General features: G+C 60.9%; 11 protein-coding genes. 4 read left to right on the top strand and 7 right to left on the bottom strand.

Going from position 1 to position 14,596, the window contains the following annotated elements; translation table 11 throughout:
- The first annotated feature begins 215 nt into the window (after positions 1-215).
- The 3 genes from FBY04_RS16150 to FBY04_RS16140 all read left to right on the top strand — a co-directional run bounded on the left by FBY04_RS16150 (position 216) and on the right by FBY04_RS16140 (position 3,267).
- Positions 216-2,339 (top strand): bifunctional diguanylate cyclase/phosphodiesterase, encoded by a 2,124-nt coding sequence (locus FBY04_RS16150; RefSeq protein WP_145315791.1) that lies wholly within the window; start codon positions 216-218, stop codon positions 2,337-2,339.
- Between the two features lie 45 nt (positions 2,340-2,384).
- Positions 2,385-2,876, top strand: coding sequence for a M48 family metallopeptidase (locus FBY04_RS16145; protein ID WP_145315790.1), 492 nt, complete (start codon positions 2,385-2,387; stop codon positions 2,874-2,876).
- 100 nt (positions 2,877-2,976) lie between these two features.
- Positions 2,977-3,267: a helix-turn-helix domain-containing protein gene (locus FBY04_RS16140; protein WP_084318490.1), complete on the top strand. Its 291-nt coding sequence runs from the start codon at positions 2,977-2,979 to the stop codon at positions 3,265-3,267.
- A 49-nt stretch (positions 3,268-3,316) separates the two neighbouring features.
- On the opposite strand, the gene FBY04_RS16135 is transcribed toward FBY04_RS16140, so the two are convergent.
- The gene (locus FBY04_RS16135; RefSeq protein WP_084318488.1) at positions 3,317-3,769 is read right to left on the bottom strand and encodes a GNAT family N-acetyltransferase; all 453 of its coding nucleotides are present in this window, start codon (positions 3,767-3,769) and stop codon (positions 3,317-3,319) included.
- 254 nt (positions 3,770-4,023) lie between these two features.
- Between FBY04_RS16135 and FBY04_RS16130 the strand changes: the two genes are divergently transcribed.
- Positions 4,024-4,761, top strand: a complete 738-nt coding sequence (locus tag FBY04_RS16130) for an ABC transporter substrate-binding protein (RefSeq protein ID WP_084318486.1) — start codon at positions 4,024-4,026, stop codon at positions 4,759-4,761.
- Between the two features lie 152 nt (positions 4,762-4,913).
- On the opposite strand, the gene yccS is transcribed toward FBY04_RS16130, so the two are convergent.
- The 6 genes from yccS to FBY04_RS16095 form a co-directional block, all read right to left on the bottom strand.
- The gene (yccS, locus tag FBY04_RS16125; RefSeq protein ID WP_145315789.1) at positions 4,914-7,097 is read right to left on the bottom strand and encodes a YccS family putative transporter; all 2,184 of its coding nucleotides are present in this window, start codon (positions 7,095-7,097) and stop codon (positions 4,914-4,916) included.
- A 232-nt stretch (positions 7,098-7,329) separates the two neighbouring features.
- Positions 7,330-8,508 (bottom strand): NAD(P)/FAD-dependent oxidoreductase, encoded by a 1,179-nt coding sequence (locus FBY04_RS16120; RefSeq protein WP_084318482.1) that lies wholly within the window; start codon positions 8,506-8,508, stop codon positions 7,330-7,332.
- A gap of 159 nt (positions 8,509-8,667) precedes the next feature.
- The gene (gene dbpA / locus FBY04_RS16110; RefSeq protein WP_235864487.1) at positions 8,668-10,005 is read right to left on the bottom strand and encodes an ATP-dependent RNA helicase DbpA; all 1,338 of its coding nucleotides are present in this window, start codon (positions 10,003-10,005) and stop codon (positions 8,668-8,670) included.
- Between the two features lie 146 nt (positions 10,006-10,151).
- Positions 10,152-11,579, bottom strand: coding sequence for a multidrug transporter subunit MdtD (gene mdtD / locus FBY04_RS16105; RefSeq protein WP_084318481.1), 1,428 nt, complete (start codon positions 11,577-11,579; stop codon positions 10,152-10,154).
- 165 nt (positions 11,580-11,744) lie between these two features.
- Positions 11,745-13,082, bottom strand: a complete 1,338-nt coding sequence (locus FBY04_RS16100) for a TldD/PmbA family protein (RefSeq protein WP_145315788.1) — start codon at positions 13,080-13,082, stop codon at positions 11,745-11,747.
- On the bottom strand, positions 13,082-14,524 hold the full coding sequence (locus tag FBY04_RS16095; RefSeq protein WP_145315787.1) for a TldD/PmbA family protein: 1,443 nt from the start codon (positions 14,522-14,524) through the stop codon (positions 13,082-13,084). Before FBY04_RS16095 ends, FBY04_RS16100 begins: the two co-directional genes overlap by 1 nt.
- Between the last annotated feature and the right edge of the window lie 72 nt (positions 14,525-14,596).

Raw genomic sequence — 14,596 nt, 5'->3', positions numbered from 1 at the left:
GTCTGACAGATGGATGACGTCAAAATCCTGTTAAAAGGCCATCTTTCCCGGTTTTAGCGGCCTGTAGCGGTGACCGTTAGTCGGCAAATGAACCCTTTAGTTAAATGATGGCTTACTGATATCTTCTGCTTTCGCGAATCCCGGTCTAGAGTGAAGGCTTGTTTTTGTCCGGTTTTCACGAGAAACCGGCCTGACGCCCCAACAAGAGAAGCAGCATGGAATGCGCGCAACCCACGCCAGCCGAAGGCAGCTCAACCCTTTTAATCGTCGATGATTACCCTGAAAACCTGATCAGCATGCGCGCGTTGTTGCAGCGCCAGGATTGGCAGGTCATGACGGCTGCGTCCGGATTTGAAGCCCTCAGTCTTTTACTCGAACACGATATCGACCTGGTGCTGCTGGATGTGCAGATGCCGGGCATGGACGGTTTTGAAGTCGCACGCCTGATGCGCGGCAGCCAGCGAACCCGTCTCACACCGATCATTTTCCTCACCGCCAACGAACAGTCCCAGGACGCCGTGATCAAGGGCTATGCCAGCGGTGCGGTGGATTACCTGTTCAAACCGTTCGATCCGCAGATCCTCAAGCCCAAAGTCCAGGCACTGCTCGAGCATCAGCGCAATCGCCGGGCGTTGCAGCGCCTGAGCCACGATCTGGAGGTCGCGCGCGCCTTTAATGCCTCGGTGCTGGACAACGCCGCCGAAGGCATTCTGGTGGTCGGCGAAGACGGTCTGATCCGCTTTGCCAACCCGGCGATGTCGCGGCTGCTCAATGCCAAGCTGCAAGACCTGCAAGGCAAAGAGTTTCTGGATTACCTGCAAAAACCGCACATTCCGATCTGGGCCGACTCCGAATTGCTCGCCGGTTATAAACGCGGCGAAACCTTGCGCCTGCATGACGCGCTGTTGCGTACGGCCCCCGGCCAGCAGGTGCCCGTGGCGCTGTCTTGCGCACCATTGCCCACCGAACAGCACGCGATGGTGGTGACGGTGCTGGACATGTCGGTGGTGCGCCACCTGCATCAGCAGCTGGAATTCCAGGCGGTGACCGACCCGTTGACCGGGCTGCTCAATCGCCGAGGTTTCTATCAGACGGTGGAAAACCTGCTGCTGCGTGGCGAGCGCTCCGACAGCGCGTGGGTGCTGCTCTATCTCGATCTCGACGGGTTCAAGCGGGTCAACGATTCCCTTGGCCACGATGCCGGCGACCGCGTGTTGCGCTGGGTCTCCGAGCAGTTGAAGGCGTGCTTGCGGCCGTTCGACATTCTGGCGCGCATGGGCGGCGATGAGTTCACGGCGCTGCTGGATCTGGAGTTCCCCGAACAAGCGGCGAAGATTGCCGAAAAGCTCATCGAGCGGGTGTCGATCTGTCAGCAGATCGATGGTCTGGATATTGCGCTGGGCGCCAGCATCGGCATCGCCACGTACCCGGATTGCGGGGCCAATCTCGATGGTCTGATGCGGGCGTCGGACATCGCCATGTACGAGGCCAAGCGTGCCGGCCGTCAGCAGTATCGCTTCTATGACCATGACATGAATGGTCGGGCGCGCTCACGGCTGATGCTCGAAGAAAGTGTGCGCACCGCCATTGAAAACCGAGATTTCAATCTGGTGTATCAACCGCAGGTGGCCATCGACGGTGGACAGATTCGCGGGTTCGAAGCGCTATTGCGCTGGCAGCACCCGAGTGTCGGCGACGTGCCGCCCGGACTGTTTTTACCGTTGCTGGAAGAAGCGCGGTTGATCAGTCGCCTGGGCAGCTGGATCTATCATTGTGGCGCCGGGCAGCGCAAAGCCTGGGAAACCCTGTTTGCCGAGGACCTGGTGCTGGGGGTCAGTTTGAGCAGCACGCAATTTGGCATGCCCAACCTGGTCACCGAGTTGCGCCAGGTGCTGGAACGTCATGGCTTGCAGGCGCGTCATCTGGAAGTCGAGGTCACTGAAGAGGCCTTGATGCACAACCCCGAGGAAACCCGTAAACAGCTGCGCCTGCTGCGTAACCTGGGCGTACGGGTGGCGCTGGATGACTTCGGATCCGGGCCGTGCTCGCTGGCTCATCTGCGCGATCTGGAGCTGGACACGCTCAAGCTCGATCGCCATCTGATCGCTCGCTTGCCAGCGTCTTCACGGGATGCGGCGCTGGTGCGCAATGTGATCGACCTGTGCAAACAATACGCAATGCTGGTGATCGCCGAAGGGGTGGAAACCGTCGCGCAATATGAGTGGCTGCAAGCAAATGGTTGCGAGTACGTACAAGGCTTCCTGGTGGCGCACCCGATGGTGGCTGAAGAGGTCGGCGACTTTGCGCAGCCGTTCGACTGGAGCGCGCTGACGGACTGAATTCGCTACACTGGCGACCTTTTCGTAACTGATGTTGCCGCCCCGATGACTGCCTTGAAATTCCTCCAGGCCTATCCCGATGCATTGCAGGACCAGGTGCGCCGGCTGATCACCGAAGGTCGGCTGGGCGATTACCTGAGCCAGCGTTACCCGCAAATGCACGACGTGCAGAGCGACAAGGCGTTGTACACCTATGCGCTGGACCTGAAGCAGGAATACCTGCGTAACGCCCCGGCCATCGACAAGGTGTTGTTCGACAACCGTCTGGACCTGACCCACCGCGCCCTTGGCCTGCACACCACGATCTCGCGGGTGCAGGGTGGCAAGCTCAAGGCCAAGAAAGAAATCCGCGTGGCTTCATTGTTCAAGGACGCCCCCGCCGAGTTTCTGAAAATGATCGTGGTGCACGAGCTGGCGCACTTCAAGGAGTCGGATCACAACAAGGCGTTCTACAAGCTGTGCGAACACATGTTGCCGGGGTATCACCAGATCGAGTTCGATTTGCGGGTGTACCTGACGTGGCGGGAAATGCAGTAAAAGATCTCAGCCTTCGGCAGCTCCTACAAGGGAAGGCGCACACCCTGCAGGAGCTGCCGAAGGCTGCAATCTTTTGATCTTCTAATAACAAGGAGCGGACGTGAGCAAGACCAAGAGCAGCTTCTATCGCCGCTTGTACGTGGCGTACCTGATCGACAGCGGGCTGGCCAGCAGCGTCCCGGCACTGACCGAGGTGACCGGCATGCCCCGGCGCACGGCCCAGGACACCATTGCGGCGTTGGCGGATCTGGACATCATTTGCGAGTTCGAGCAGGAAGAGGGCGCGCGCAACCATGCCGGGCGTTATCGGATTCGCGAGTGGGGGGCGATTGATCGGGGCTGGATCGAGCGTAATCTGCGGCAGATCAAGGCGGTGTTGGAGTATCCCTGAGTTTTGCGGTGGCTGGTCTGACGCCTTCGACTTGCCCGCGAAGAGGCCCTTAAGGGCGACGCATCCCGATATGCGGAATCCCGTCCTCCAAGTATTCCTCGCCCGCCACGACAAACCCGTACCGCCCGTAATACCCCTGCAAATGCGCCTGGGCCGACAGATAAACCGGCACGTCAGGCCAGCGCTTTTCCGCCTGCTTCAACGCCTGGGCGATCAGCTCATGGCCCAGGCCCTTGCCGCGGTAATCCGGTGCGGTAATCACCCGTCCGATTACCACATCACCGCCTTGTAATTCAGGATCGAGCAAACGCAGGTACGCCACCAGTCGATTCCCATCCCAGGCCATCAGGTGGCAGGTGTCACCTTCCAGATCCTGGCCATCGATGTCTTGATAAACACATTTCTGCTCCACAACGAACACTTCGGCGCGCAGCTGCAGAGCGGCGTAGAGCTGCTCTTTGCCCAGATCGCTGTGGTGTTTGCAGATCCAATCGATTGTCATCTTCACATTCCTTGAGCAACGTCCCTCCGATACTAAGCGTCCGGACGAAAGATGTCTTGATGGCGGAGAAATCTGTGACATAGGCCAAAATGCCATCATTCATTTCGCGCGGCGTTGTCTTCTTTGTGTAATCTGGGATGAAGCGCTGTGCAGTGGCTTCGATGAGCTAATGTTAGTACCTGGGTTTCGCCGGTACGGGGCCTTGGAGTTTTGGCTGAAAACGTCGGGCAGCCGCCCGCTAAGGATTTTCGAGCATGCCGCGATTGCATCGAGCTCTGGCCTTGATCGGATTGCTGTCGCTGACTCAGAGCGCCGCAGCGGAAAAACTGCGGTTGGTCGCCGATTCATGGCCGCCCTTTACCGACGCCACGCTGGTCAACGGCGGGCTGGCCACCGACATCGTCAGCACCGCGCTGGCCCGCGCCGGCTATGCCAGCGATTTTGAACAGGTGCCGTGGGCGCGAGCGCTGCTGGGTATAGGCGAGGGGCGTTACGACGTGCTGGTGAACGCCTGGTACACCGATGAACGGACCAGGCTCGGCCAGTTTTCCGGCGAGTACCTGCTCAACCGCGTGCGCTTTCTCAAGCGCAAGGACGCGCCGATCGAATTCAATAATCTGCAGCAATTGCACACGTACCCGATTGCGGTAGTGCGCGGTTATGCCTATTCAACGGCGTTCGATGAAGACGACTCGCTACAGAAAATCCCGGTGCACAGCTTCGCCATGGCCGTGCGCATGCTCGCCGCCGATCGGGTCAAGCTGACCCTGGAGGATGAATACGTCGCGCGTTATTACCTGTCCCGGGAATCAGCCAAGGTGCGCAATGCCGTGGAATTCCTGCCCAAACCGTTGAGCGAGAACAGCCTGCATATTCTGGTCAGCCTGAAAAATCCGCAGCATGCACAGATCGTGGCGGGTTTTGATCGGGAGATTGCCGAGATGAAGGCGGATGGGAGTTATGAGCGGTTGATGAAGGAGCATGGGATGTGAGGTCCCTTCGAGATTTGTGGTTTGGCTGATGGCCTCTTCGCGAGCAAGCCCGCTCCCACAGGTTCAGCGGTGTACCTGGATTTTCTGTTCACCACAAATCCCATGTGGGAGCGGGCTTGCCCGCGAAGAGGCCCGCCCAGCCACCACAGATCTCAATCCTCGCTCGTATCCTTGATGAGATGCGCCGCCAACGTCCGCAACGGCCCCAACTGCCGGCAAATCAGCGCCAACTGCGTCTGCACCAACCGCTGCCCTTCATCGATCTCGTCCGGCATCTGCTCCAGCTCATTGGCCAGCGCCTCTTCCTCATCGCTTTGAATCGCAATCGGCAGTTTGCTCGCCAGGCCTTGAGCGATCTCATCAATGCTCGCCGCCAGTTTCACGCCGGCACCTTCGATCAAATGCTCGCGCACGTCGGCCGGCAGCTGGGTTTCACGGTGTGCGCCCAGCCCTGACAAATAGCTGAGCAACGTGTGCGACAACACCAGGAAACGGAACCCGACATCCGCTTCCTTACGGAAATGCCCCGGCTCCATCAACATGTTGGCCAACGTCGTCGACAGCGCCGCATCCGCGTTATGCGCGTTGCGTCGGGCCAGGCGATAAGCCAGGTCGTCGCTTTTGCCGGCGGCGTATTGCTGCATGATCTGACGCAGGTAAATGCTGTTGCAGGTCAGGGTATTGGCCAGCACTTTGTTCAGGCGTCGGCCCTGCCAGTCCGGCAGGAACAGGAACACCGCAAGCCCGGCGATCAGGCTGCCGAGCAAGGTATCGAAAAGTCGCGGCAGGAGCAGGCCATAACCGTCGCCGACCTGGTTGAAGCAGAACAGCACCATCAAGGTGATCGCCGCCGTCGCCAGGGTGTAGCGCGTGGTGCGGTTGGTGAAGAACACCACCCCGGCGGCAATCGCGAAGCACGACTGGATCAGCGGGTTCGGGAACAGATCAAACAGCGCCCAGGCCAGGGTCAGGCCAATGGCGGTGCCGATGATCCGCTGGCCGAGCTTGCGCCGGGTCGCGCCGTAGTTCGGTTGGCAGACAAAAAGCGTGGTGAGGATGATCCAGTAACCTTGCGAGGGGTGAATCAAATGCACCATGCCGTAGCCGATGCTCAACGCGAGGGGCAATCGAAGGGAGTGGCGGAACAGCAGCGAAGTGGGCGTCAGCTGCGTACGCAAGCGCATCCACACATCCTTGAGGCTGCGTGGTGAACGGTCGAGCAGACTGCTGTCGGTAGCGTCGGCGAGCGCGTCGGGGTTGCTCGCGTCACTGAGCAGATGGTCGAGGGTGCCGAGGTTGGCCGCCAGTGCGCGCAAGGATCGCAGCAGTCCGCGCCAGGCCGGGTTGCTCTGGATGCGCAGGTGTTCGAGGGAGGCGTGCAGGTCGCTCAGGGCCTCGGCGAAGCTGGCGTCATAAGTGAACGGCTGGCGCATCTGGATCGATTCCGCCAGCGCCCGGCAAGCCTTGCCCTGCTGGCGCAGCAGGCGCTGGCAGCGGAACAGCACGTCGCTGTGGAAGAAGGCGTCGGCCAGCGCGTTATACGGATAGTGCGAGGAACTGGCGCGTTCGTGGATGTCCTGGGCGAGGAAGTAGAGTTTCAGGTAGCGGCTGACTTTGGAGCCCGGTCGACCATTGCCGACCCGGTGCAAAATGATTTCCTTGGCGGCGTTCAAAGCCGCTACGACCCGGCCGTTCTGTTGGGCCAGTTCCAGACGACGCGCTTCCACGTCCAACTGCCGGATCGGCTCGAACAGCGACGATTTGAGCTTCAGGTAAAAGCCCAGCTCTCGGAATAATCGCGCGAGGCTCTGCTGCACCGGCTGATTGGAAAACATCGCCTGCCACAACACCGAGAGCAAGCCGTACCACGCCGCGCCGGCCACCAGAAGGACCGGCTCGTGCCAGAAATCGGTCACCGCACCGCCGCGCTGGTCCACGCCGATCATGGTGTAGACCGACAGGATCAACGTCGCCGAGGCAATCGCGCCATAGCGTTCGCCGAGGGCGCCGAGCATGGTCAGGCCGAAACTGGCCAGCGCGAGGGCGATGACGAAGACGATGGGGTAGGGGAAAAGCAATTCGACGGAGAGGGCGGCGATGCTGAAGCACACCAGCGTCACGGCCAAAGAGTTGAGGCGGCCCTGCCAACTGTCGTCGGTCTCGGCCAGGGCGCTGGCAATGATCCCCAGGAACAACGGGATCAGCAGCCCCATTTCATCCAGATACCAACACAGCGCCATGCTGCCGGTCAGGGCGATGAACACCCGTACGCTATAACTGAATTTATCCAGCGCCCAGAGGCGACGCAGTGACTGACGAAAAGGGGTCGATGGCATGAAGTGCGAGGGCCTTCCGAGGCAATGACGCTAAATTGAGCCAGTAATGACGCCGACGCAATGGCGCCGATCACATCTGACAGCAAAATCTGTTCCTTAAGTTCCCTGTCGACGGGCAGGACGCCCTCGCCAGCAAGCCGGCTCTTACAGGGTTTGCGTCATGCCCGGATTTTGTAGCGAATACAAAACCTGTAGGAGCCGGCTTGCTGGCGAAGAACGATAACGCGGTGTATCAGACGTACTGCGCAGCCGCGTAACCCGAAGCCCAGGCCCACTGGAAGTTGAAACCGCCCAGATGCCCGGTCACGTCCAGCACTTCACCGATGAAATACAAACCAGGGCTTTTCAGCGATTCCATGGTCTTGGACGACACCTCATTGGTATCGACGCCACCCAGCGTCACCTCAGCCGTGCGATAACCCTCGGTGCCGGCCGGCACCACTTTCCAGCTCGCCAGTTTCTCGGCGATGTCAGCGATTTCCGCGTGGGTGTACTGCTTCATCGGTTTGGAGACGAACCAGTTGTCCGCCAGCAGGTTGGCCATCTTCTTGGTGAAGATCTCGCCAAGCAGGGTTTTCAACTCGCTGTTCGGACGTTCGGCTTGCTGTTGTTGCAGCCAGCCCGGCACGTCGTGGTCCGGCATCAGGTTGATCTCTACCGAGTCGCCGGATTCCCAGAACGAGGAAATCTGCAAAATCGCCGGGCCGCTGAGGCCGCGGTGGGTGAACAGAATGTTCTCGCGGAAACTCTGGTCGTTGCAGCTGACCAGGCAATCGACCGACGTACCGGACAGCTCGGTGCAAAGCTCCTTGAGCTGATCGGTGATGGTGAACGGCACCAGGCCGGCACGGGTCGGCAACAGTTCGTGGCCAAACTGCTTCGCAACCTGATAACCGAAGCCGGTGGCGCCCAGGGTCGGGATCGACAGGCCGCCGGTGGCGATCACCAAGGATTCACAGGTGATCTGGCCCAGCGTGGTGTCCAGCAAGTAACCGCTTTCCAGCTTCTCGATGGTCTGGATCGAGGTGTCCAGGTGCAGGCTGACGCCGACCTGATCGCACTCATTGAGGAGCATCTCGAGGATGTCGCTGGATTTGTTATCGCAGAACAGCTGGCCGAGCTTTTTCTCGTGGTACGGCACGCCGTGTTTGGCGACCATCCCGATGAAATCCCACTGGGTATAGCGCGCCAGCGCGGATTTGCAGAAGTGTTCGTTCTGCGAGAGGAAATTGCCCGGTTCGGTGTACATGTTGGTGAAATTGCAGCGGCCACCGCCAGACATCAGGATTTTCTTGCCGGCCTTGTTCGCGTGGTCGAGCAACATCACCTTGCGCCCGCGCCCGGCGGCGGTCAGTGCACACATCAACCCTGCGGCGCCAGCGCCAATGATCACGACTTCGGTAGAGCGCAAAACGGTGTCCTCACACAAATTTTAAATTCACCGGGAGACCAATGTGGGAGCGGGCTTGCTCGCGATAACGGTGTGTCAGTCAACATAAATGCCATCTGATACACCGTTATCGCGAGCAAGCCCGCTCCCACATTCGATCCCTGTCAGGCAGAAGATCTCTTACAAAATACGCACGCGCAGCGAACGACCTTTGATCTTGCCGTCATTCAGGCGCTGCAAGGCTTGCTTGGCGATCCCGCGTTCCACGGCCACGTAGGCCTGGAAGTCGAAAATCGCGATCTTGCCGACCTGGGCGCCTGGAATCCCGGCATCGCCGGTCAGTGCGCCGAGAATGTCACCCGGGCGAACCTTGTCTTTACGGCCCGCGCCGATGACCAGCGTGCTCATCACCGGCAGTAACGGTCCACCGCCCTGGGATTTTAGGTTGTCCAGCTGATCCCAGCTCAACGGCGACTTCTGCAATTGCTCGATGGCCTGGGCGCGGTGCGCTTCGGACGGGGCGACCAGGCTGATTGCGATACCTTTTTCGCCCGCACGGCCGGTACGGCCGACGCGGTGAATGTGGATTTCCGAATCACGGGCCAATTCGACGTTGATCACCATGTCCAGCGCATCGATGTCCAGACCGCGCGCGGCGACGTCGGTGGCAACCAGCACCGAAGTGCTGCGGTTGGCGAACATCGCCAGCACCTGGTCACGATCACGCTGTTCCAGATCGCCGTGCAGGCCGACGGCGGAGATGCCTTTGGCGGTCAGGTGGTCAACGGTTTCCTGAACCTGCTGCTTGGTGAAGCAGAAGGCTACGCAGGACGCCGGACGGTGATGCGCGAGGACTTTGACCACGGCATCCATGCGCTCTTCCGGGGAAATCTCGTAGAAGCGCTGCTCGATTTGCGTGTCGTCGTGGAACGCCTCGGCCTTCACTTGCTGCGGATTGCGCATGAATTTCGATGCCAGCTGCTTGATGCCCACCGGGTACGTGGCGGAGAACAGCAGGGTCTGGCGACGCTCCGGGCATTGGGCAATGATTTCTTCGATGGAATCGTAGAAACCCATGTCGAGCATGCGGTCGGCTTCGTCGAGGATCAGCGTGTTCAGGCCGTGGAGCACCAGCGAACCCTTGCGCAAGTGCTGCTGAATGCGACCCGGAGTGCCGACGATGATGTGCGCGCCATGCTCCAGCGAGCCGATCTGCGGACCGAACGCCACGCCGCCGCACAGGGTCAGGACCTTGATGTTGTCTTCGGAGCGGGCCAGGCGACGGATTTCCTTGGCGACCTGGTCAGCCAGCTCGCGCGTCGGGCAAATGACCAGCGCCTGGCAACCGAAGAAGCGCGGATTGATCGGGTTCAGCAGGCCGATACCGAAGGCGGCGGTCTTGCCGCTGCCGGTCTTGGCCTGGGCGATCAGGTCCATCCCTTTCAGGATCACCGGCAAGCTTTGCGCCTGGATCGGCGTCATCTGGGCATAACCGAGGGAGTCGAGGTTAGCCAGCATGGCGGCGGACAGCGGCAAAGTATTAAAAGCGGTGGCGATGGTGGTCACGAGACTGGCCTGCAAAACAAAATGTCGCGCAGTGTACCAGCCTCTGGCCACTTACCTCGAAAGTTCTGGACGAACGCAAAACCTGTGATGTGCCCGGCTCAATGTTCGATGTGCTGTTCGGGACTTCTGACGCGCCGTCCGTCTTCCCGCGAGAGCTGCGAGAAGATCGTCGCGGCCAGCATCGCCATGATTCCAACGGTCACAAACGTGAGTTGGAACGCGCCTAGCACTGTGTTCACGCCATCATTGCCGACTTCTGCCGTGAACCCGCCGAGCAGCGCGCCGGCACAGGCAACGCCCAGGCTCAGGGACAATTGCGCGACCACCGACAGCAGGCTGTTGCCGCTGCTGGCGCTGGCGTCGTCGAGGTCGATCAGGGTCACGGTGTTCATTGCGGTGAACTGCAAGGAGTTGATCGCGCCAAGGATCGCCAGCATGCCCAGCAACAACCAATACGGCGTCTGCTCGCTGACCAGGCCCATGCTCGCCAGCATCAACCCCAGCGCCAACGTGTTGCCGGTCAGCACGATGCGATAGCCGAGCCGTTCGATCAGCGGCCGCGCCACCGACTTGGCAACCATCGCCGCCGCTGCCAGCGGCAGCATGCTCATCCCGGCCTGGGACGGCGAGTAACCCAGTGCCACTTGCAGCAGCAACGGGACGAGGAACGGCAGCGCGCCGCTGCCCAGACGGGCGAACAGGTTGCCGAGGATACCCACGGCAAACGTCCGGGTCTTGAACAGCGACGGCGCGAACAGCGGATTCTCGATATGCCCGGCTCGCAGCCAGTACGCCGCCAGACAGGCCATGCCGCCGAACAGCAGCAACATCACGCGCAAGTGCGGCAGGTGCAGTTCGCCGAGACCCTCCATGGCGACGGTGATCAGCACCATCGCCGCGCCAAACAGCAAGAAGCCGAGGCTGTCGAAGCGCGTGCGCTCGGTGCCGCGCAGGTCGGGGATGAATCTCCACACCGCGTAGCAACCGACAGCGCCGACCGGCAGGTTGATCAGGAAGATCCAGTGCCAGGTCAGGTATTCCACCATCCAGCCGCCCATGGTCGGGCCGATCAACGGGCCGAGCAGGCCGGGAATGGTGATGAAACCCATGATCCGCACCAGCTCCGAGCGCGGGTAGGCGCGCAGCACCACGAGCCGCCCGACCGGCAACATCAGCGCACCGCCCAGACCCTGAATCACTCGGGCGCCGATCAGCATGCTCAGGCTGCTGGAGAGGGCGCAGAGCAACGAGCCGATGCTGAACAACAGGATCGCGCCGAAGAAGATTTTCTTGGTGCCAAAGCGATCGGCGATCCAGCCGGAGGCGGGGATCAGCAGGGCGACGGTAAGCATGTAGGCGATGATCACGCCCTGCATGCGCAGCGGATCTTCCGCCAGGTCCCGGGCCATGGCCGGCAGGGCGGTGTTGAGGATGGTCCCGTCGAGGGACTGCATGAAGAAGGCAATGGCGACGACCCACGGCAACCAGCGGGCGGTGACGGCGTCGAGAGGTGGGCGGTTGGGCATGGGACCTCTTAGTCAGGTAGTGCTCGGCCCCTGTGGCGAGGGGGCTTGCCTGGCTAACGCGGTCTGACAGACAGACCGCATTAGCCGGATTTACGACTGCTTCGCAGCCGAACGGGGGGCAAGCCCCCTCACCGCAGGATCCCCTGTGTACTGGGGGTTTTGTGTTTACAGGGTCAAGGTCAGCCTGCTGACGAGCGCACCCGGCAGTAACGCCGAGGCCGTGGCCCGCTGGCTGTAAGTGCTCGCCGACAGCAACAACTCGCGCTCTTCGGTCAACGCCTCCAACTGCGAACCCAGCAAGCTGTAGGCGCTGTCATCAAAGCGCATGGTGCTCACCGGCGCCTGAATCTCACCGTTCTCGACCCAGAACGTCGCAAACCGCGTCATGCCGGTCAGGCGCGCCGCCGGTTGGTCCGAGTAGTTCAAGTACCACAGATTGCTGATGTACAGCCCCGTGCCCAGCTGCTTGAGAATCTCCGCATCAGGCAATGTCCCGGCCGCCATGTTCAAGGCGCTCGGCATTTCACCGCCGCTGGCGCCGTTGGCGGTCAGGCCGTATTCGGCCGCACTGCGCGAGCTGACCATTTGCGCGCCGGCCTTGCCGTCGACGATCAACTGAAGATCGCTGCGTGGGTAACCCTCGCCGGAAAACGCCGGGCTCAACGAACCGCTGACTTTTTCATCGACGGACACGAGCGGGCTGAACGAGCTGTTGCCTGCGTAAAGCTTCTGCAGCGGGCTGTTTTTGCTGGCAATCGACTGCGCTGAAAATCCACCCCAGCCCAGCATGTCCATGATTTCGCCCATGGCTGCCGGTGCCAGATAGGCGCGGTACTGACCCGGTGGCAGGGTGCGCTGCGGCCTGCCGAGAAACGCCAACTGCTCGCGTGCCTGGGCAAAGCGTTTGGCAAACCCTTCGCTGTTCCAGTCGTGCCCGGCGTAGCTGGCTTTCACTGCCTGACCGTTGTCATGAAACAGGCTGAAATCAAAGTTGAAGCTGTTGGCCTGGTGCCAGCCAAACGCGCCCGAGGAACTGGCGAAACCACGACTGATCGGCCCGGCCGCATAGAAGCCCACCAGGTCCAGCCCTTCGGCAGCCTGGGCGATTTCGGCGACCACTTGCTCAGTGTCCGGCAGCGGATGCGCCTGCACGTTCTTGCTCTGCCAACCGTTGTGGTTGAGCAGCAGATACGGATCTTTGGGCAACAGCGGCAAGGTCTCGCGCAACTGTTGCAGCCCTTCGGCCAAACGCTGGAGATCGACTTCAGCATCGCCCGACAGCGTGATGTCGAGGTCGGCATGCCGGCCCTCGTTGATCAGTTTGAAGCCGACGCTCGCCTGTTGAACCTGTCCGGCCTGACGCACCTTGGCATGGTTGAAACGCACGAAGGCCGACGACTCGGCGGCGTAGCTGAGGGTGAACTGCTCCGGCTCGCGAATCGCATCGCGCAGCCAGTTGACCAAGGCCTTGAACCCGTCGGCCTGATTGTTTGACGTACTCATCAGGCGTCTCCCCCAAACACATCCACATTGCTGAACACACAGGCCGGCGACGCATGGCCGACACGGATCACCTGATTCGGCTCGCCCTTGCCGCAGTTCGGAGTACCAAGGACCTTGAAGGTGCCGGCGTCGCCGACGGCGCTGAGGTTTTTCCAGAACTGCGCGGAAATCGCCCGGTAGTTCGGGTTTTTCACCACGCCTTTGAGCTCGCCGTTTTCGATCAACTGCGCCCATTCGCAACCGAACTGGAATTTGTTGCGCGCATCGTCGATCGACCACAAGCGGTTGGTGCTCATCAAAATGCCGTGCTCGATGTTGCCGATCAGTTGCTCAAGCGGCTGGTCGCCAGGCTCGATGTTGAGGTTGGCCATGCGGTCGATCGGCGGGCGATTCCAGCCGCAGGCGCGGCTGTTGGCAACACCGTCCATGCCGGCACGGAATTGCGACAGCGCACCGCCCAATGGACGCAGCAGCAAACCTTCCTTGATCAGAAACTGCTTGCTGGCAGCGGTGCCGTCGTCGTCATGGCCGTAGCTGGCGAGTTGCTCGGGAATGTCCGGGTCGAAAGTCACGTTGAGCAGTTTCGAACCGTATTGCAGATGGCCGAAGTCTTCTGCCTTGACGAAACTGGTGCCGGCGTAATTGCGCTCGTCACCGAGGATGCGGTCCAGCTCCAGCGGGTGACCGATGGATTCGTGGATCTGCAGCATCATCTGGTCGGGCATCAACAGCAGGTCGCGTGGGCCTTGCGGGGTGTTCGGTGCCAGTAGCAATTGCAGCGCCTGATCGGCGATTTTCGGACCTGCACCCACCAGACCGCAGCGACTGATCACATCAAAACCGCCCTGTTGGCCGAAGTTTTCGCGGCCGAGGGTGCGGGTCTGGCTGTCGTTGCCGTCGTAGGCGGTGACTTCCAGGCTCGGGTAGATGAAGCGTTGGGCCTGGCGCAATTCCGCGCCGGCGCTGCTGAGGTAGATCTGTTCGACGTTGGTGATGCCGATGCTCACCTGCCAGTTCACCAGTCGTTCGTCCTTGGGCACGGACGCGGATTCGGCGCCGAGCAGTTGATAGCAATCGCTCAGGGACGGGAAAGGCTGGTCGAAGTTCGGCGAGAAGTAATCGGCGCGATCGCTGGAGACGGCTTGATCACGCAGGTCGAGCAGGGCGTGGGGCTTGAGTCGGCGGGCTTGTTGCTCGGCTTTTTCCAGCGCGGCCTGCAGGCCGGATTGCGACAGGTCGTTGGTCGCGGCGTAGGCTTCGACGCCGTTGACGCGCACGGTCAGCATCGCGCCTTCGTCACGGCTCAGGCTCGGAGGTTCGGCGACGTTCTTGCGCACCGACAGGTACTGGCCGGACTCGCGCACATAACGCAGCGAAAAGAATTCAGCGCCCGTGCGCAAGGCAGCGAAGCGCTGCTTGAGCTGGGGGTGGAAATCGAACATTCGGGAACCTCCTTGGTATGGGGTTGCGATGTATCGGTGTTGCGAGGGGGGTGAAACGTTTGCGTGGCGCTA

The organism is Pseudomonas sp. SJZ080 (genome assembly GCF_007828295.1).
Lineage (GTDB): Bacteria > Pseudomonadota > Gammaproteobacteria > Pseudomonadales > Pseudomonadaceae > Aquipseudomonas > Aquipseudomonas migulae_A.
Note: the sequence above shows the minus strand (reverse complement) of the source record. Positions and strands in the feature narration are given on the sequence as shown.

What these genes read in the sequence shown, in the direction of transcription:
- FBY04_RS16150 (WP_145315791.1), top strand. Translation starts at nt 216, where the DNA reads ATGGAATGCGCGCAACCCACGCCAGCCGAAGGCAGCTCAACCCTTTTA.
- FBY04_RS16145 (WP_145315790.1), top strand. Translation starts at nt 2,385, where the DNA reads ATGACTGCCTTGAAATTCCTCCAGGCCTATCCCGATGCATTGCAGGAC.
- FBY04_RS16135 (WP_084318488.1), bottom strand. Translation starts at nt 3,769, where the DNA reads ATGACAATCGATTGGATCTGCAAACACCACAGCGATCTGGGCAAAGAG.
- FBY04_RS16130 (WP_084318486.1), top strand. Translation starts at nt 4,024, where the DNA reads ATGCCGCGATTGCATCGAGCTCTGGCCTTGATCGGATTGCTGTCGCTG.
- yccS (WP_145315789.1), bottom strand. Translation starts at nt 7,097, where the DNA reads ATGCCATCGACCCCTTTTCGTCAGTCACTGCGTCGCCTCTGGGCGCTG.
- dbpA (WP_235864487.1), bottom strand. Translation starts at nt 10,005, where the DNA reads ATGCTGGCTAACCTCGACTCCCTCGGTTATGCCCAGATGACGCCGATC.
- mdtD (WP_084318481.1), bottom strand. Translation starts at nt 11,579, where the DNA reads ATGCCCAACCGCCCACCTCTCGACGCCGTCACCGCCCGCTGGTTGCCG.
- FBY04_RS16100 (WP_145315788.1), bottom strand. Translation starts at nt 13,082, where the DNA reads ATGAGTACGTCAAACAATCAGGCCGACGGGTTCAAGGCCTTGGTCAAC.
- FBY04_RS16095 (WP_145315787.1), bottom strand. Translation starts at nt 14,524, where the DNA reads ATGTTCGATTTCCACCCCCAGCTCAAGCAGCGCTTCGCTGCCTTGCGC.